Genomic DNA, 15,768 nt, shown 5'->3' on the forward strand with positions numbered 1-15,768 from the left:
AAGCGGCCAAGCGGCCAAGCGGCCAAGCGGCCAAGCGGCCAAGCGGCCAAGCGGCCAAGCGGCCAAGCGGCCAAGCGGCCAAGCGGCCAAGCGGCTGGCAGGATAAGCCCACCACAGCAAAAGCAACCCCGAAGGCTCCCACCTTCGGGGTTGCTTGTAGCTCGGCGCTTGTCGCTCGGCGCTCCCGGCGAAGCCGGGCTATTGCGCCGTCCAGCCCAGGTCGATGTTCCAGCTCGCGCCGGTGACGGCCCCGGCGAGATCGGAGGCCAGGTAGCCGACCAGCTCGGCCACCTCGGCGGGCTCGATGAGGCGCTTCACGGCCGCGTTCTTGAGCATGATCTTCTCGATCACCTCCTGCTCCTCCATGCCGTGCATCCTCGCCTGGTCGGCGATCTGGTTGTCGACCAGCGGGGTCTTGACATAGGCGGGACAGATGGCATTGGCGGTGATGCCCTGGCTGCCGCCCTCCAGCGCCGCGGTCTTGGTCAGGCCGATCATGCCGTGCTTGGCGCTGATGTAGGCCGACTTGCCCGGCGAGGCCACCTGGGCATGGACCGAGGCGATGTTGACGATGCGCCCCCAGCCGTTCTCGCGCATGGAGGGCCAGGCGGCCTGGGTGAGCAGGAAGGGTGCCGTGAGCATCAGGTCGATGATCTGGCGCCACTTCTCCTCAGGGAACTCCTCGATGGGCGAGACATGCTGGATGCCGGCGTTGTTGACCAGGATGTCGACACGCCCGAAGCGCTTGACCGCCTCGGCCACCGCCGCCTTGCAGGCCTCGCCGTCGGTGAGGTCGGCCTGGAAGAAGGCGGCACCCGCCTGCTCGGCGACCTCCTTACCTGCCGGGTTGAAGTCCACGGCCAGCACCTGGTGGCCCTGCTCGCAGAAATGGCGAACCACGGCCTCGCCGATGCCGCTGCTGGTGCCGGTGACCAGGGCGACGCGGGGGGTGGAAGCGTTGGCGGTCATGCGTGACTCCTCTGTCCTGTGAACCGGGCCGGGGCGGCACCGGGCAGGCCGCTCATGGGCCCGGGGTGGCATGGTCGATCTCCGCCACCAGCATAAGGCGGATGACGCAGCGCGTCATCCGCTCAGGGGCTCGGTGGTTCCGGCGTCATGACCCGCTCCATCAGCTGCTGGGCGAGACGGCTGCCCTCCTGCAGGGAGCCGACGTCGGAGAGGTCGTCGAGCAGCTCGCAGCGCCACCACCAGTCCATCTCGCCCAGGGATTCGAGCACGAAGGGATAGCGTCCCGAGGGCAGTGCCAGCGTCAGCTGCGCCGCGGTGGGCCGCGGCACGGCCGGTTCGTCGAGGGCCAGGGCCAGCGAGAGCGAGACGGGCGTGACCAGGGCCCCGAGCAGCCCGCGGCGGCCGTCCTCGAGCGAATGGGGCTGGAAGCAGAGGGCATCCACGCCCAGTCGCGGATTGAAGCGGGGCTCGCGCTTGGCGGCCATGAGGTGGCGGTGGCGCCAGGCCTCGGCCAGCTGGCGCAGCCGGGCATACTGGTCGGCGGTCAGGGCCTGCATGGTGTCCTCCAGGGCGACGGGGGCGCCAGTATAGCCGCCGCGTCAGGCATTCGGCAGGGGCAGGACGAGCTGCTAGCATGAAGGGCCGATTCCCCCTGCCGAGGAGCTGCCATGACCCCCGCCCAGCGACTGGAGATCGCCGTCGACATCGCCCACGAGGCCGGCCGGATGATCGTCGAGGCCCGTGAGCGCCAGGTCTTCGGCCATCGCTACAAGCATGGCCACGAGCTGGTCACCGATACCGACGTCGAGGTGGACACGCGCATCGGCGAGCGTCTCGAGCAGCACTTCGCCGGGGAGGCGCGCCTCAGCGAGGAACTGGCTCCGGATCGCGAGGTGCTGGCCAGCCCCCGGGCGCTGTGGGTGGTGGATCCCATCGACGGCACGGTCAACTTCGCCCATGGCCTGCGCCATGTGGCGGTATCCATCGGCTGGGCCAGCCAGGGCCGCACCCGCCTGGGCGTGGTACATGCCCCTTTCCTGGGCGAGACCTTCACCGCGCTCGACGGCCAGGGGGCCTGGCGCAACGGCGAGGCGATCCATGCCAGCCGCACCAGCGACATGGCCCATGCCCTGGTGGGGACCGGCTTCCCCTACCGCCGCGACAGCCGCCCGCCGCTGCTGCGTCGCCTCACCGCCGTGCTGGCCCACTGCCAGGACGTGCGTCGCAACGGCTCGGCGGCCCTGGACCTGTGCGACGTGGCCTGCGGCCGACTCGATGCCTACTACGAGAGCGTCTCTCCCTGGGATTGCGCCGCCGGCTGGCTGATCGCCCGGGAGGCGGGCGCCCGCACCGGCCACCTCTATCCCGGGCCGGCGGGGATTCCCGAGGACCTCTACGGCGAGAACCTGCTGGTCACCAGCCCCGGCATCCATGACGCACTGGGCGCCCTGCTGCGCCGGGCCGATGCCGGGGAGCTCGAGCCCTGAATGGCGCACGCCATAGGGCGGCACGATCACCGCACAAGGCGGCGACTATTGGCGGATCGCCGCCAATTCCGTCACACTGTTAGGTCTTTTTCCCGGATCCCTCTTTACGCACCCTGACGTGCAAGGAGTCGCTGCATGTTCGTCGTCATCTTCGGTCGCCCCGCCTGCCCCTTCTGCGACCGAGCCAAGGCCCTTGCCGCCCGGCTGGAGAGTGCCGGGGCCATCGAGGGTCACCGCTATGTCGATATCCATGCCGAAGGCATCACCAAGGCCGACATGGAGAAGACCATCGGCAAGCCGGTGCATACCGTGCCGCAGATCTTCGTCGACCAGACCCATGTCGGCGGCTTCACCGAGTTCGACCGCTACGTGCGTGACCAGGCCCTGCTGACCGTCTCGGGCTGAGCCGCCAGGCCCACGTCGCCCCCTGACGCCGCCATCCCGCCCGGGAGGCGGCGTCGTCGTCCCCGGCGGTGCTACCCTTGGAGCAGCCCCCTGCCTGGAGCCGCCCATGGACCGTCCCCTCACCGCGCCAGACCCCGACCGCCACTGGCACCAGACCGGTGCCCAGCATCGCCGGCTCATCGAGGCCACCCGCGACCTGTCGCCGCTGCGCACCGCGGTGGTCCACCCCTGCGACGCGCCGTCGCTGGCAGGAGCCCTGGCCGCCTGGCGCGAGGGGCTGATCGAGCCGCTGCTGGTCGGCCCCCGGGCCCGCATCGAGGCCGCCGCCGAGGCACTGGGCGAGAGCCTCGACGCCTTGCAGCTGATCGACACGCCCCACAGCCATGCCTCGGCGGAGAGCGCCGTGCGCCTCGCCGCCGACGGGGAGGCGGAGGCGCTGATGAAGGGCGCCCTGCATACCGATGAATTGATGAGCGCGGCGGTCGCCCGGCAGGCAGGACTGCGTACCGAACGCCAGATGAGCCATGTCTATGCCCTGGACGTCCCCAGCTACCCCCGCCCGCTGCTGATCTCCGATGCCGCCCTGCACATCGCGCCGGACCTGGCCACCAAGGCCGACATCATCCAGAACGCCATCGACCTGGCCCGTGCCATCGGCATCGACCGACCGCGGGTGGCCGTGCTCTCGGCGGTGGAGACGGTGCGCGCCACCCTGCCCTCCACCATCGAGGCCGCGGCGCTTTGCAAGATGGCCGAGCGCGGCCAGATCGAGGGCGGCGTGCTCGACGGCCCGCTGGCCATCGACAACGCCGTCTCCCTGAGCGCCGCCCGCCAGAAGGGACTCGACTCAGCGGTGGCCGGCCAGGCCGACATCCTGATCGCCCCGGACCTCGAGGCCGCCAACATGGTCGCCAAGCTGCTGATCCATCTGGCTGGCGCCCAGGCCGCGGGGCTGGTGGCCGGCGCCCGGGTGCCGATCATGCTCACCAGCCGCGCCGACGACGTGGAGACGCGGCTGGCCTCCGCCGCCCTGGCCCAGCTGCTGGTGCGCCGTCAGGGCGAGGCGACCGCGCCATGAGCCGGGTCCTGGTTCTCAATGCCGGCTCGGCGACCCTCAAGTTCGGCCTCTACGAGGAGGCGGCGTGCGAGCTGCGCGGGGTAGTGGAGCGCATCGGCGAGGCCCCGGCGCTGCGGCTGGTCAGCGGGGATCTCGATACCGCCGGCTTCCTCCCGGCGGAGAGCGGCCACGCCGCCGTGGCCGAGGCGCTGCTCGACTGGCTGGGCACCCATCTCGACCTCGGGGGGCTCGTGGGTGTCGGCCACCGGGTGGTCCACGGCGGCATCCGGCTGGCCGAACCGGTCCGCCTGGATGCCGACCGGCTGGCCTACCTGGAACGCCTGGAGCCCCTGGCCCCCCTGCACCAGCCCCAGTCACTGGCGATCATTCGCGACCTGCTGTCACGCCACCCGAGGCTGCCCCAGGTCGCCTGTTTCGACACCGCCTTCCACCGCAGCCAGCCGCGGATCCGGCAGCTCTTCGCCCTGCCCCGGCATCTCGCGGACGAGGGGGTGCTGCGCTATGGCTTCCACGGTCTCTCCTATGCCCACGTGGCCCGGCAGCTGCCGGTGGTGGTCGGTGAGGCAGCCGCACGCGGCAGGGTGGTGGTGGCCCACCTGGGCCAGGGGTGCAGCCTCTGCGCACTGGAGAACGGCCGGAGCGTGGCGACCTCGATGGGCTTCACGGCGCTCGACGGCATGATGATGGGCAGCCGCTGCGGCCGCCTCGATCCCGGCGTGGTGCTCTACCTGCAGCAGCAGCGAGGCATGAGCGTCGCCGAGGTGGAGCGGATGCTCTACCACGACAGCGGCCTGCTCGGTGTCTCGGGGGTCTCCGCCGACATGCGTGACCTGCTGGAGAGCCCCTCGCCCCGTGCCGAGGAGGCGGTGGCGCTGTTCATCGACCGGCTGCTGGGAGAGATCGGCGCCCTGGTGGCACTGCTCGGTGGGCTCGATGCGCTGGTCTTCACCGGCGGCATCGGCGAGCACGCCGCCGAGATCCGTGCCCGTACCCTCCATGCCATGGAATGGCTCGGCATCCGCCTCGACCCACCCGCCAATGACCGCCATGCCCTGCGCATCGACGCCGGGCGAGGCCCGGCCGTGGCCGTGATCCCCACCGACGAGGAGGGCGAGATGGCCCGCGGTACCCTCGCCTGCCTCGGGCCGGGATGATCCCGCCACGACGAACGTCTTCCCCGCGTTGAATGCCGCAACAGGTCCGCTGCCTATACTGGCGGCGTGCAGGCGCACAGGGCATCACGACAGAGGGACAAGGCACGATGCAACGGGAAGAGTTCGTCCAGCAGCTGTGGCTGGACTATATCCACCAGCATCCGGACGTGGGCGGACTGCGGCTCTGGCCCGTGGAGGCGCCGGCGGAGTACCTGGCAATCCTGACCCTGAACCATGGCCCCTGGGCCATGGAGGCCCTGCTGCCGACCCTGGTGCGCTACGGCTATCGGCCGCACCAGCGCTACGCCATGGCCGATCGCGGCCTGCTTGCCACCCTGTTCACCGCCCCGGACGACGGCGCCTGGGTGCTGCTCGCCGAGCTCCAGCTCGGCACCCTCTCGCGCCAGCCCCGCGAGCGTCTCCAGCGGCTGGTCGGCAACGCCGACCCCCGCGAGGCCCGCAGCCAGGCGCTGCTCTGCCACGGTCGCCCCTGGCCGATGCCCGACTGGGACACCTATCTGGCCCTGCACCAGGCCCACCCGCTGGCCGGCTGGCTATCGGTGATGGGGCCGCGGATGCATCACGCCGGCTTCGACTGCCAGCGCCTGGGGCACGACATCGTCACCCTCGACGGCCAGCTGCGCCAGGCCGGCCTCGCCGGCAGTAGCGGCCGCCACCACGGCCTCTTTCCCGTCTCGCCGCTGCTCGACTACCGCTTCTACGCCACCAGCTCCCGGCGCCTGGCCTTCGCCGAGGGTGACGAGCATCGCGTCGGCCTCGGCGGGCTCGCCCTCGTCCAGAAGCAGGTCAGCGCCAACCAGGAACGCGCCGCCGAGCTGCTGCTCCCTCACCACACCCGCTGCGAGCTCTCCTGACTCCGGTCATCCACAGATTCTGTGGATAACGCTGTGCATTATCCCCCTGGAAGGGCGTCCCGGGCGGGAGGCCAGGGGGCCCGGCGCGATATGGTCAGTTTTTCGACACTCGTCCTTCGCACTCCCCAACGAGAGCGGCCCGGACAGGAGTCCGGGCCGCAGGCCTTGCCGTCAACGGGGAGATCACTCCTCGAAGGTCATCTCCGGGACATGGTCGGGCACCACCAGCTTGCCGGCGGTCAACTCCTTGATCTCCTCCACGGAGACGCCCGGGGCGCGCTCCTTGAGGTGGAAGGCGCCATCCTTGATCTCCAGGTAGGCGAGGTCGGTCAGCACCCGGTTGATGCAGCCCGCGCCGGTCAGCGGCAGGTTGCAGGACTCGAGCAGCTTGGACTCGCCATGCTTGGAGGCGTGGGTCATGGTGCAGATGATGTTCTCGGCGCCGGCCACCAGGTCCATGGCGCCGCCCATGCCCTTGATCAGCTTGCCGGGGATCATCCAGGAGGCGATGTTGCCGTTCTGGTCCACCTCGAAGGCCCCCAGCACGGTCAGGTCCACGTGGCCACCGCGGATCATGGCGAAGGATTCGGCCGACGAGAAGATCGCCGCGCCTGGACGCGCCGTGACGGTCTGCTTGCCGGCATTGATCATGTCCGGGTCGACCTCCTCCTCGGTGGGGAAGCGCCCCATGCCCAGCAGGCCGTTCTCGGACTGCAGCATCACGTCGATGCCGTCGGGGATGTAGTTGGCCACCAGCGTCGGGATGCCGATGCCCAGGTTGACGTAGAAGCCGTCCTCGAGTTCGCGCGCCACGCGCATTGCCATCTGTTCGCGAGTCAGTGCCATCTTGTTGCCTCTTGTGGTCGGTGGAGAAGCGGTCGTGGTGAAGCGTCGGGGCTCAGCTCAGCCCTCGCGCACGGTGCGCTTCTCGATGCGCTTCTCGAAGGTGCCCTGGATAATGCGGTCGACGTAGATCCCCGGGGTGTGGATCTGGTCAGGCTTGAGCTCGCCGGGCTCGACGATCTCCTCGACCTCGACCACGGTGATCTTGCCCGCGGTGGCGGCCAGGGGGTTGAAGTTCTGGGCGGTGTCGCGATAGACGACGTTGCCGTAGCGGTCTGCCTTCCAGCCCTTGACGATGGCGAAATCGCCCACCACCGACTCCTCGAGGATATAGTGGCGGCCGTTGAACTCGCGTACCTCCTTGCCCTCGCCGATCGGCGTGCCGTAGCCGGTGGCGGTATAGAAGGCGGGGATACCGGCGCCGCCGGCACGCATCTTCTCCGCCAGGGTACCCTGGGGCGTCAGGACCACCTCGATCTCGTCATTGAGCATCTGCTGCTCGAAGAGCGCGTTCTCGCCGACGTAGGAGGCATGGATACGGCTGATCTGCTTGTCTTCCAGCAGCAGGCCCAGGCCGAAGCCGTCGACACCGCAGTTGTTGGACCATACCGTCAGGTCCTTGACGCCGCGGCGCTTGATCTCGGCGATCAGGTTCTCGGGGATGCCGCAGAGGCCGAAGCCGCCGGCGATCACGGTCATGCCGCTCTCGATGCCGTCCATTGCCTCTTCGTAAGAATACACACGCTTGTCGAATCCGGCCATAGTGGCGCCTCGCGTTGTTGTGGAGTGAACTGTGGAGTGAACTGTGGAGTGCGTTGTGGAGTGCGTTGTGGAGTGAGTGGACAGAATGTCAGGCCAGTGTTGCCGCTGCCAATATATTTGTTAAGTTTGTTTTATTTATTGATTGATCCGTTTTGCTGATAAATTGGACCTTGGTAGCATGCCATGACCGTCAAGCAACTGCGTGCCTTCCTCGCCGTGGCCCGGACCCTGAGCTTTACCCAGGCCTGCGAGCACCTTCACCTCTCTCAGCCGGCCCTGAGCCTGGCGATCAAGGGACTCGAGGAGAGCCTGGGCGGTCGCCTGCTGATCCGCAGCACCCGCAGCGTGCGGCTTACCCCGGAGGGGGAGTCGCTGGTGCCGCTGGCCAAGCGCCTGATCGCCGAGTGGGACAACACCGAGGAGCTGCTGCGCCAGCGCTTCACCCTGCAGCTGGGCCGCCTGGCGGTGGCCACCATGCCCTCCTTTGCCAGCAACCTGTTGCCCCCTGCCCTGCGCGTCTTCCGCCAGCGCCATCCGCGGGTCAACGTCACGGTCCATGACGTGATCAACGAGCAGGTGATCGAGATGGTGCGCGCCCGTCAGGTGGAGCTGGGGCTGGTGTTCGAACCGGAAGCCACCGGCAGCCTCTCCTTCACCCCCCTGTTTCGCGACCGCTTCGTTGCCGTGGTGCCGGCCGACTCGCGCCTCGCCGGGCGCTCGCGGCTCGGCTGGCCGACGCTGATGACCCGCGACTTCATCGCCCTGCAACGCCCCTCCATGGTGCGCCGGCTGCTCGAACAGGCGCTGGAGAGTCGCGGCCTGACCCTGCCCGCCGCCTTCGAGTGCCACCAGCTGGCCACCGTGGGACGCATGGTGGCCAGCGGCCTGGGCGTCAGTGCGGTCCCCTCGCTGTGCATCGATCAGATGCAGGAGCTCGGCGCCGTCTGCGTGCCCCTCGATGACCCGGTGATCGAACGCGACGTCGGCGTGCTGACCTGGAATACCCACGAGCTGTCGGTGGCCGCCCTGGCGCTCAAGGAGGTGCTCGCCGAGACCATCCGCACCCCCGGCCTCGCCGCGGGCCGTTGACCCCGACCGCTGGGCAGCCCGCGGCCGATCCATTAGCATGGGCGGCTCGTGAATTCGGCCGAGGAGACAGGCATGTCGACCCTCAGGGGGCTCGTCAGCATCCTGCTGCTGACACTCACCACCCTCGCCTGGGGGGTCCCGCTGATCCTGCTCACCCTGGTCAAGCTGGTGACCCCGGGGCGGCGGCTGCGCCGCCGTGTGCTGACGGCCCTCAACCAGGTCGCGCTCAACTGGGTGGGCAGCAACCTCTGGTGGATGCGTCGCTGGCTGAGGCCACGCCTGGAGATGGCCCTGCCCGAGGGGCTCTCCCGCGACCAGTGGTGGCTGGTGCTCTCGAACCATCGCAGCTGGACCGACATCTTCCTGCTGTTCTTCGCCCTGCACCGGCGCATTCCCATGCCCCACTTCTTCGTCAAGCGCCAGCTGATCTGGATCCCTATCGTCGGCCTGGCCTTCTGGGCCATGGAGTTTCCCATGCTGCGACGCCTGACGCGCGAGCAGCGCGAGCGCAACCCCCAGCTGGCGCGCCGCGACCGCGAGGCGACCGAGCGCATGTGCCGCCACGCCCGGGAGCGCCCCATCGCCATCTACAACTTCGTGGAGGGAACCCGCTTCACCCCCGCCAAGCAGGCCGCCCAGGACGCCCCCTATCGCCACCTTCTCAGGCCCCGCGCCGGCGGCATCGCCCAGGTGGTGAGCCTGCTCGGCGACCGCCTTGGCGGCATCCTGGATGTCACCCTGCACTACGAGAACCCCGACCCCAGCTTCTGGGGCTTCCTCTGCGGCCGCGAGGGGCGGGTGCGGCTGGAGGCCCGGCGCCTGGCGGTCCCGCCCTGGATGCTCGAGGGCGACTATCACGACGACACGGACTACAAGGAACGCTTCCAGTCATGGCTCAACGCCCTGTGGCAGGACAAGGATCGCCGTCTCGACTCATCGCGCTGACCCTGCTGCTGGGCCTGGCGCTGCTGCTGGCCGGCTGCGCCGGGCGCGGGGGCGAGGGCCTAGCGGGTGAAGCGATCGCCGGCGAATGGATCACCATCCAGCGCGGCGACACCCTGGGCGAAATCGCCCGTCGCGCCGAGGTGCCCCTGGTGCGCCTCGAGCGATTCAACCCCGGGGTCGATGCCCGGCGCCTGGCCGTGGGCCAGCGACTCCTTGTCCCCGGACGCGACGAGCGGGCCCCCTCCGGGGGCCCCTATCGCTACCGGGTACGCCCGGGGGACACCTACAGTGCCATCGCCCGGCGCTTCGGCGGCCGCGCCGACCGGATCCAGGCGGCGAACCCCGGCATCGCGCCCACCAGCCTCAGGGTCGGCCAGCTGATCCAGGTCCCGCTGGGCGGCCGGCAGGCCGCCTCCCCGGGCCGCACCGGCAGCAAGGCGTCCGGCAAGCGCCAGGCCTCTCGACCGGCGAGCAAGCGCCTGCCGGACCCTGGCGGCCTGCCCGCCTCCGCCCGGGGCTGGCCCTGGCCGCTGGACGACTACCGGGTCGAACGCGCCTTCGGTGCCGACGGTCGCGGCACCCTGCAGCCCATGCTGCTGGCCACCGGGCGGGGCAGCCGGGCCCGCGTCGTGGCCGACGGCGAGGTCCGTTTCGCCGACAGCATGCGACAGCTCGGCCAGGTGGTGATCGTCCACCATGCCGACAACCTGCAGAGCGTCTATGCCCTCTGCGCCAGGCCACTGGTGGCCAGTGGCGACGCGGTCAAGCGCGGGACCCCGGTGTGCGAGGTCGGGCAGCAGGATGGCAGCCCGCAGCTGCTGTTCGACATGCGCCACGGGGGCAAGCCCATCGACCCGGCCCGGGTACTGCGCTGACGGAGGCGACGCAGCCCGGCCGCGACGGCCGGCCTGCCGTCATGTCCTCTTCATCGCCGTGACCCGCGCCTGTCATGGCCAGCCACCATCCTCGACGGTGTCAGCCCCCTCCGGGCCTGCCACCGCACGAGGAGCCCCATGCGCATCTGCCTGGTCAGTGAAACCTGGTCCCCCGACATCAACGGCGTCGCCCATACCCTCGGCCGGATCGGCACGGAACTGCGCCGGCGCGGCGTGGCCCTGCAGCTGATCCGTCCCCGGCCGGCAGACGGGGCCGTGCCACGCGCCGAGGGGATGGAGGCCGAACTCCGGGTCCGCGGGCTGGGCCTGCCCGGCTACCGCCAGGTGCGCATCGGCCTGCCGGCCACGGCGACCATCCAGCGCCTGTGGCGCCAGCAGCGCCCGACGGCCGTCTACCTGGCCACCCAGGGGCCACTGGGCTGGTCGGCCCTGCGCGCCGCCGAGCGGCTGGGCATCCCGGTGGTCAGCGGCTGGCACACCAACTTCGACCACTACTGCCGCGACTATGGCCTGCCCTGGCTGGCGCCGCTGGTGCTGCGCCGCCTGCGCCACTTCCACAACCGCACGGCCGCCACCCTGGTGCCGACCCGTGCCCAGGCCGAGGCGCTTGCCGGCCGCGGCTTCGCCAACCTGCGGGTCATGGCGCGCGGCATCGACGGCGAACGCTTCTCGCCGGCCCATCGCGACCCGGCCCTGCGCGCCGCCTGGGGCAGCGATGCCCATCGTCCGGTGGCACTCCATGTCGGACGCCTCGCCGCCGAGAAGAACCTCGACCTGCTGCGCGACACCTTCACGGCGATGCTCGCCGCCCGCCCGGATATCACCCTGGTGGTGGTCGGTGACGGCCCGGGGCGAGCCGCACTGGAGCGCGCCCTGCCCGACGCCCACTTCGCCGGTTTCGTCGACAGGGAAAGCCTGGTGCGCCACTACGCCAGTGCCGACCTCTTCGTCTTTCCCTCGATCTCCGAGACCTGGGGCAACGTGGTCCTCGAGGCCATGGCCAGCGGCCTGGCCGTGGTGGCCTTCCGCCATGCCGCCGGCGCCGAGCTGATCGACGACGATCTCAACGGTGTCAGCCTGGCGGTGGGTGACGAGGCCGGCTTCCGGGAGGCTGCCGCGACCCTCTGCCAACAGCCTGCCCGCTATGCCCGTCTGGGTCGCACCGCCAGGGAGCGCGCCCTGACGTACCGCTGGTCGGCGATTGCCGATACCTTCCTCGCCACCCTGACCCAGCCCCGGGAGACCCACGATGAAGCCGCATCCCCCTGCCGTGTTTGAACGCCTCGACCTCATCGAGTGGCAGCTCTGCCGGCGCCTGGCCGGCTTCAACGTCCACCCGTCCTGGCTGGCCCTGCTGCGCCTTTCCAGCAAGCTGGGGGACTGGCCGCTGTGGGTTGCACTGATCCTCGCCCAGCCGCTGCTCCACCCCGCCGGTAGCGGCCAGCGGATGGCCCAGTATACCGCCACGGCCCTGGTGGCCATCGGCCTCTACCGGGTGCTGAAGACCCGGCTCTGTCGCGAACGCCCCTTCATCACCTTCCGCGGTATCATCCGCTGCAGCGAGCCCGCCCGGGACCGCTACAGCTTTCCCAGCGGCCATACCATGCATGCCGTGCTGTTCTGCGTGATGACCGCTGCCCATGCCCCCTGGCTGCTGCCCTGGCTGGTGCCCGTGGCACTGCTGATTGCCGTCTCGCGGGTAGGCCTGGGTCTGCACTACATCAGCGATGTGCTGGCCGGCGCCCTGCTGGGGATGGGCTTTGCCCTGGTCAGCCTGCACCTGGCCGGCTGACGCTGGCCGCCAGGGGGGCGGGATGGCATCCTGGCGTCATGACGTCACCCCCCCTCCTGCCGGGCGAGTTCCTGCTCGACTCGCCGGCCCTGACCCTCCTGCCCGGTCTGCTCGGTGAACCCGCGGCCACCCAGACGCTGGCACGGCTCGACCGCGAGCTCGCCTGGCAGCGCCCTACCCTGCGCCTCTACGGACGCGAGCACCCGATCCCGCGCCGCCAGCTCTGGATGGGGGATCCCGACGCCCGTTACCGCTACTCGGGCCGGGACTTCCTGCCCGAGCCCTGGCATCCCGCGGTAGCGGCACTGCGCGACCGGGTGGTCAACGCCCTGGCGGAGGCCGGCACTCGGGCCCGTTTCAACAGCGTGCTGCTCAACCGCTATGCCGGCGGCGAGGAGCGCATGGGCTGGCACAGTGACGACGAACCCGAGCTAGGCCCGGCGCCGCTGATCGCCGCGGTGAGCCTGGGGAGCGCACGGCCGCTGCGCTTCCGCTGGAAGGACCGCTCCCGTGAGGCCTTCAATGCCTGGCTGCCCCATGACAGCCTGCTGGTGATGGGGGCCGGCGTGCAGGAGAAGCTGCAGCATGCCCTGTTGCCACGTCGGCTCCCCGGGCTGCGCATCAGCCTGACCTTCCGCCTGGTGAACCCGACGACGTCGCCTGCTTGACACCCTGCATCCCCGATACCTGTCTCCGATGACAGAACGGCCACCCCGATCGGGATGGCCGCTGATGATGGCTCGGATAGATAACGGTATAAAAAGGCAGGCTTCAGCCCCGGTGGTAGCCGGGCGTGACGAAGGGCATCTTGCTCACCGTCATCGGCAGGCGCTTGCCGCGCACCTCGGCATACACCGTGGTGCCGACCTCGCTGGCCTCGATGGCCACGTAGCCCATCGCCACCGGCTGGCCGACGCTGGGACCGAAGCCGCCGGAGGTCACCTGGCCCAGCCGGTTGTCCTCGGCATCGTAGAGTTCGGCCCCCTCGCGTACCGGGGCGCGGCCCTCGCCGAGCAGGCCCACCCGCTTGCGGCGATGGTCCTTCTCCGCCACCTGGTGCAGGATCAGGTCGGCGCCGGGGAAGCCGCCGGCACGCTCGCCGCCGCGACGACGCGGCTTGCCGATGGCCCAGATCAGCCCCGCCTCCACCGGCGTCGTCCCGGTATCGATATCGTGGCCATAGAGGCACAGGCCCGCCTCGAGACGCAGCGAGTCACGGGCCCCCAGGCCGATCGCCTCGACCTCCTCTTCGGCCAGCAGCAGGCGCGCCAGGGCCGCGGTCTCCTCGCCGGCCACCGAGATCTCGAAGCCGTCCTCGCCGGTGTAGCCGCTGCGGCTGGCCCACACCTCGATGCCGCCGATGGTGAAGTGACCATGCTGCATGAAGACCAGCTCGCAGGCCTCGGGACACAGACGTTGCATCACCTCGGCCGCCGCCGGCCCCTGCAGTGCCAGCAAGCCCCGGTCGACCACCTCCACCTCGTGGTCGGGCAGGCCGCGACGCAGGTGGGCGATATCCTGTTCCCGACAGGCGGCGTTGACCACCAGGTAGAGGTGGTCGCCGGCATTGACCACCATCAGGTCGTCCAGGATGCCGCCCTCCTCGGCGGTGAACAGCGCATAGCGCTGCATGCCCTCGGCCAGCCCGACGATGTCGGCCGGCACCAGGGTCTCCAGCGCCTCGGCCGGATTCGGGCCGCGCAGCAGGATCTGCCCCATGTGGGAGACATCGAAGAGCCCGCAGGCACGGCGGGTATGCTCGTGCTCGCGCTTGACCCCCAGCGGATACTGCACCGGCATGTCGTAGCCGGCGAAGGGCACCATCTTGCCCCCCAGTTCCAGGTGCAGGGCGTGCAGGGGGGTATGCTTGAGTTCACTCATGTCGTCATCACTCATGGCTTGGGGGCCAACGCAAGAGAGGTGCCACTCGGGGCACCTCTCTTGCTGGACGCACCCTCAGGATTTGTCGTGGTCCAGCTCCTCGCCCGGCAGGATCTCCTTGCCGTCGAAGTAGTCACGGGCCAGCTTGAAGACCACCGGCGACAGCAGCGCCAGGGCGATCAGGTTGGGGATGGCCATCATGGCGTTAAAGGTGTCGGCCATCAGCCAGATGAAGCCCAGCTGGGCCATGGCACCCAGCGGGATCGCCAGCACGAACAGCACCCGGTAGAGCATGATCGAGCGGGTACCGAACAGGAACTGGAAGCACTTCTCGCCGTAGAAGGACCAGCCCAGGATGGTGGTGAAGGCGAACACCGCCAGCGCCAGCGACACGATCTGGTTGCCCATGCCCGGCAGGGCCTCGTCGAAGGAGAGCGCGGTCAGCGACGCGCCGGCCTCGCCGGTCTCCCAGACCCCCGCCGTCAGGATGACCAGAGCGGTGATGGAGCAGACGATGATGGTATCAATGAAGGTGCCCAGCATGGCGATCAGGCCCTGGCGGACCGGGTTCTTGGTCTGCGCCGCGGCGTGGGCGATGGGCGCGCTGCCCAGGCCCGCCTCGTTGGAGAAGATGCCGCGTGCCACACCGAAGCGGATCGCCGCCATCACCGCCGCGCCGGCGAAGCCGCCCATGGCCGCATGCGGGTTGAAGGCGTAGTAGAAGATCATGCCGAAGGCATCGCCGATCTGGCCAGCGTTGATCGCCAGCACGATCAGGCCGGCCAGCACGTAGAGGATGCCCATGACCGGCACCAGCTTGCCCGCGACCTTGGCGATACGCTTGATGCCACCGAGGATCACCGCACCGGCCAGCACCATGATCACCACCCCGGTGATCCAGTGCGGCAGGCCGAAGGTGGCATCCAGGGCGTCCGCCACGGAGTTGGACTGCACGGTGTTGCCGATGCCGAAGGCCGCCACGGCACCGAAGAAGGCGAAGGCGCCGCCCAGCCACAGCCACTTCTTGCCCAGGCCGTTCTTGATGTAGAACATCGGCCCGCCGACGTGGTAGCCGGTGCTGTCGGTCTCGCGGTAGCGCACCGCCAGCACCGCCTCGGCGAACTTCGTGGCCATGCCCACCAGGGCCGTGATCCACATCCAGAACACCGCCCCCGGGCCACCCAGGGCGATGGCCGTGGCCACGCCGGCGATGTTGCCGGTGCCGATGGTGGCGGAGAGCGCCGTCATCAGGGCATTGAAGGGCGAGATCTCGCCGTCGTCATGCTTCTCGGGCTTCTTGCCCGGCTCGGGTTTCTTGTCACGCCCCTGCCACATCAGCTTGAAGCCGGTACCGAGCTTGCGGATCGGCATCAGCTTCAGGCCGAGCTGCAGGTAGAGGCCCACCCCCAGCAGCAGGATGAGCATCAATGGCCCCCATACCACGCCATTGATGGCACCGAAGATACTGTTCAAGGTTTCCACGAGAGTCTCCCTTATTCACGCTTGTTGTTGTGACCCGCCATGCACCCCGGGTCGCCTGACCTCGGGAAAGACGAAATGGCATGGACGGGCCAGGCTTCGACGAAAGATCG

The 15,768-nt window shown here is 69.6% G+C and carries 17 protein-coding genes; 11 read left to right on the forward strand and 6 right to left on the reverse strand.

Annotated features, from left to right (window positions below; all coding sequences use genetic code 11):
* Window positions 1-198: 198 nt before the first annotated feature.
* Window positions 199-969: a 3-hydroxybutyrate dehydrogenase gene (locus DFP85_RS17680; RefSeq protein WP_133637743.1), complete on the reverse strand. Its 771-nt coding sequence runs from the start codon at window positions 967-969 to the stop codon at window positions 199-201.
* A 122-nt stretch (window positions 970-1,091) separates the two neighbouring features.
* Window positions 1,092-1,526 (reverse strand): [NiFe]-hydrogenase assembly chaperone HybE, encoded by a 435-nt coding sequence (gene hybE, locus DFP85_RS17685; protein ID WP_133637744.1) that lies wholly within the window; start codon window positions 1,524-1,526, stop codon window positions 1,092-1,094.
* A 111-nt stretch (window positions 1,527-1,637) separates the two neighbouring features.
* Between hybE and DFP85_RS17690 the strand changes: the two genes are divergently transcribed.
* The 5 genes from DFP85_RS17690 (at window position 1,638) to DFP85_RS17710 (ending at window position 5,968) form a co-directional block, all read left to right on the forward strand.
* Window positions 1,638-2,456, forward strand: coding sequence for an inositol monophosphatase family protein (locus tag DFP85_RS17690; RefSeq protein ID WP_133637745.1), 819 nt, complete (start codon window positions 1,638-1,640; stop codon window positions 2,454-2,456).
* Between the two features lie 135 nt (window positions 2,457-2,591).
* The gene (locus DFP85_RS17695; RefSeq protein WP_106230942.1) at window positions 2,592-2,861 is read left to right on the forward strand and encodes a GrxA family glutaredoxin; all 270 of its coding nucleotides are present in this window, start codon (window positions 2,592-2,594) and stop codon (window positions 2,859-2,861) included.
* 106 nt (window positions 2,862-2,967) lie between these two features.
* Window positions 2,968-3,939, forward strand: a complete 972-nt coding sequence (locus DFP85_RS17700; RefSeq protein WP_133637746.1) for a bifunctional enoyl-CoA hydratase/phosphate acetyltransferase — start codon at window positions 2,968-2,970, stop codon at window positions 3,937-3,939.
* A complete protein-coding gene (locus DFP85_RS17705) occupies window positions 3,936-5,093 on the forward strand; it encodes an acetate/propionate family kinase (protein WP_133637747.1) in 1,158 nt (385 codons plus the stop codon). The genes DFP85_RS17700 and DFP85_RS17705 overlap by 4 nt, the downstream gene beginning before the upstream one ends.
* Before the next feature lie 107 nt (window positions 5,094-5,200).
* Entirely contained in the window at window positions 5,201-5,968 is a 768-nt protein-coding gene (locus DFP85_RS17710; protein WP_133637748.1) for a VOC family protein, read from the forward strand.
* A 183-nt stretch (window positions 5,969-6,151) separates the two neighbouring features.
* Here DFP85_RS17710 and DFP85_RS17715 read toward each other — a convergent pair whose 3' ends face one another.
* The gene (locus DFP85_RS17715) at window positions 6,152-6,814 is read right to left on the reverse strand and encodes a CoA transferase subunit B (protein ID WP_133637749.1); all 663 of its coding nucleotides are present in this window, start codon (window positions 6,812-6,814) and stop codon (window positions 6,152-6,154) included.
* Window positions 6,815-6,871: 57 nt separating this feature from the next.
* The gene (locus DFP85_RS17720; RefSeq protein WP_106230947.1) at window positions 6,872-7,573 is read right to left on the reverse strand and encodes a CoA transferase subunit A; all 702 of its coding nucleotides are present in this window, start codon (window positions 7,571-7,573) and stop codon (window positions 6,872-6,874) included.
* A gap of 183 nt (window positions 7,574-7,756) precedes the next feature.
* On the opposite strand from DFP85_RS17720, the gene DFP85_RS17725 reads away from it, so the two are divergent.
* The 6 genes from DFP85_RS17725 (at window position 7,757) to DFP85_RS17750 (ending at window position 12,963) form a co-directional block, all read left to right on the forward strand.
* Window positions 7,757-8,662 carry a LysR family transcriptional regulator gene (locus DFP85_RS17725; RefSeq protein WP_133637750.1) on the forward strand — a complete coding sequence of 302 codons (906 nt, stop codon included), beginning with the start codon at window positions 7,757-7,759 and terminating at the stop codon, window positions 8,660-8,662.
* A 72-nt stretch (window positions 8,663-8,734) separates the two neighbouring features.
* On the forward strand, window positions 8,735-9,607 hold the full coding sequence (locus DFP85_RS17730; protein ID WP_133637751.1) for an acyltransferase: 873 nt from the start codon (window positions 8,735-8,737) through the stop codon (window positions 9,605-9,607).
* Window positions 9,553-10,482 (forward strand): M23 family metallopeptidase, encoded by a 930-nt coding sequence (locus DFP85_RS17735; RefSeq protein ID WP_133637752.1) that lies wholly within the window; start codon window positions 9,553-9,555, stop codon window positions 10,480-10,482. Before DFP85_RS17730 ends, DFP85_RS17735 begins: the two co-directional genes overlap by 55 nt.
* 138 nt (window positions 10,483-10,620) lie before the next feature.
* Complete coding sequence (locus tag DFP85_RS17740; RefSeq protein WP_133637753.1) at window positions 10,621-11,781, forward strand: glycosyltransferase family 4 protein; 1,161 nt, start codon at window positions 10,621-10,623, stop codon at window positions 11,779-11,781.
* On the forward strand, window positions 11,753-12,295 hold the full coding sequence (locus tag DFP85_RS17745; RefSeq protein WP_133637754.1) for a phosphatase PAP2 family protein: 543 nt from the start codon (window positions 11,753-11,755) through the stop codon (window positions 12,293-12,295). Before DFP85_RS17740 ends, DFP85_RS17745 begins: the two co-directional genes overlap by 29 nt.
* Before the next feature lie 38 nt (window positions 12,296-12,333).
* The gene (locus DFP85_RS17750) at window positions 12,334-12,963 is read left to right on the forward strand and encodes an alpha-ketoglutarate-dependent dioxygenase AlkB family protein (protein WP_133637755.1); all 630 of its coding nucleotides are present in this window, start codon (window positions 12,334-12,336) and stop codon (window positions 12,961-12,963) included.
* Window positions 12,964-13,066: 103 nt separating this feature from the next.
* On the opposite strand, the gene gcvT is transcribed toward DFP85_RS17750, so the two are convergent.
* Together gcvT and DFP85_RS17760 are read right to left on the reverse strand one after the other, a co-directional pair.
* Entirely contained in the window at window positions 13,067-14,176 is a 1,110-nt protein-coding gene (gcvT, locus tag DFP85_RS17755) for a glycine cleavage system aminomethyltransferase GcvT (RefSeq protein ID WP_133637756.1), read from the reverse strand.
* A gap of 75 nt (window positions 14,177-14,251) precedes the next feature.
* Window positions 14,252-15,658, reverse strand: a complete 1,407-nt coding sequence (locus DFP85_RS17760) for an alanine/glycine:cation symporter family protein (protein WP_133637757.1) — start codon at window positions 15,656-15,658, stop codon at window positions 14,252-14,254.
* Between the last annotated feature and the right edge of the window lie 110 nt (window positions 15,659-15,768).

The sequence above is a fragment of the Halomonas ventosae genome (assembly GCF_004363555.1).
GTDB lineage: Bacteria > Pseudomonadota > Gammaproteobacteria > Pseudomonadales > Halomonadaceae > Halomonas > Halomonas ventosae.

Coding starts and splice junctions, on each gene's coding strand:
- DFP85_RS17705 (WP_133637747.1), top strand. CDS start 3,936: ATGAGCCGGGTCCTGGTTCTCAATGCCGGCTCGGCGACCCTCAAGTTC.
- hybE (WP_133637744.1), bottom strand. CDS start 1,526: ATGCAGGCCCTGACCGCCGACCAGTATGCCCGGCTGCGCCAGCTGGCC.
- DFP85_RS17740 (WP_133637753.1), top strand. CDS start 10,621: ATGCGCATCTGCCTGGTCAGTGAAACCTGGTCCCCCGACATCAACGGC.
- DFP85_RS17690 (WP_133637745.1), top strand. CDS start 1,638: ATGACCCCCGCCCAGCGACTGGAGATCGCCGTCGACATCGCCCACGAG.
- DFP85_RS17715 (WP_133637749.1), bottom strand. CDS start 6,814: ATGGCACTGACTCGCGAACAGATGGCAATGCGCGTGGCGCGCGAACTC.
- DFP85_RS17680 (WP_133637743.1), bottom strand. CDS start 969: ATGACCGCCAACGCTTCCACCCCCCGCGTCGCCCTGGTCACCGGCACC.
- DFP85_RS17700 (WP_133637746.1), top strand. CDS start 2,968: ATGGACCGTCCCCTCACCGCGCCAGACCCCGACCGCCACTGGCACCAG.
- DFP85_RS17695 (WP_106230942.1), top strand. CDS start 2,592: ATGTTCGTCGTCATCTTCGGTCGCCCCGCCTGCCCCTTCTGCGACCGA.
- DFP85_RS17750 (WP_133637755.1), top strand. CDS start 12,334: ATGACGTCACCCCCCCTCCTGCCGGGCGAGTTCCTGCTCGACTCGCCG.
- gcvT (WP_133637756.1), bottom strand. CDS start 14,176: ATGAGTGAACTCAAGCATACCCCCCTGCACGCCCTGCACCTGGAACTG.
- DFP85_RS17725 (WP_133637750.1), top strand. CDS start 7,757: ATGACCGTCAAGCAACTGCGTGCCTTCCTCGCCGTGGCCCGGACCCTG.
- DFP85_RS17720 (WP_106230947.1), bottom strand. CDS start 7,573: ATGGCCGGATTCGACAAGCGTGTGTATTCTTACGAAGAGGCAATGGAC.
- DFP85_RS17745 (WP_133637754.1), top strand. CDS start 11,753: ATGAAGCCGCATCCCCCTGCCGTGTTTGAACGCCTCGACCTCATCGAG.
- DFP85_RS17730 (WP_133637751.1), top strand. CDS start 8,735: ATGTCGACCCTCAGGGGGCTCGTCAGCATCCTGCTGCTGACACTCACC.
- DFP85_RS17710 (WP_133637748.1), top strand. CDS start 5,201: ATGCAACGGGAAGAGTTCGTCCAGCAGCTGTGGCTGGACTATATCCAC.
- DFP85_RS17735 (WP_133637752.1), top strand. CDS start 9,553: ATGGCTCAACGCCCTGTGGCAGGACAAGGATCGCCGTCTCGACTCATC.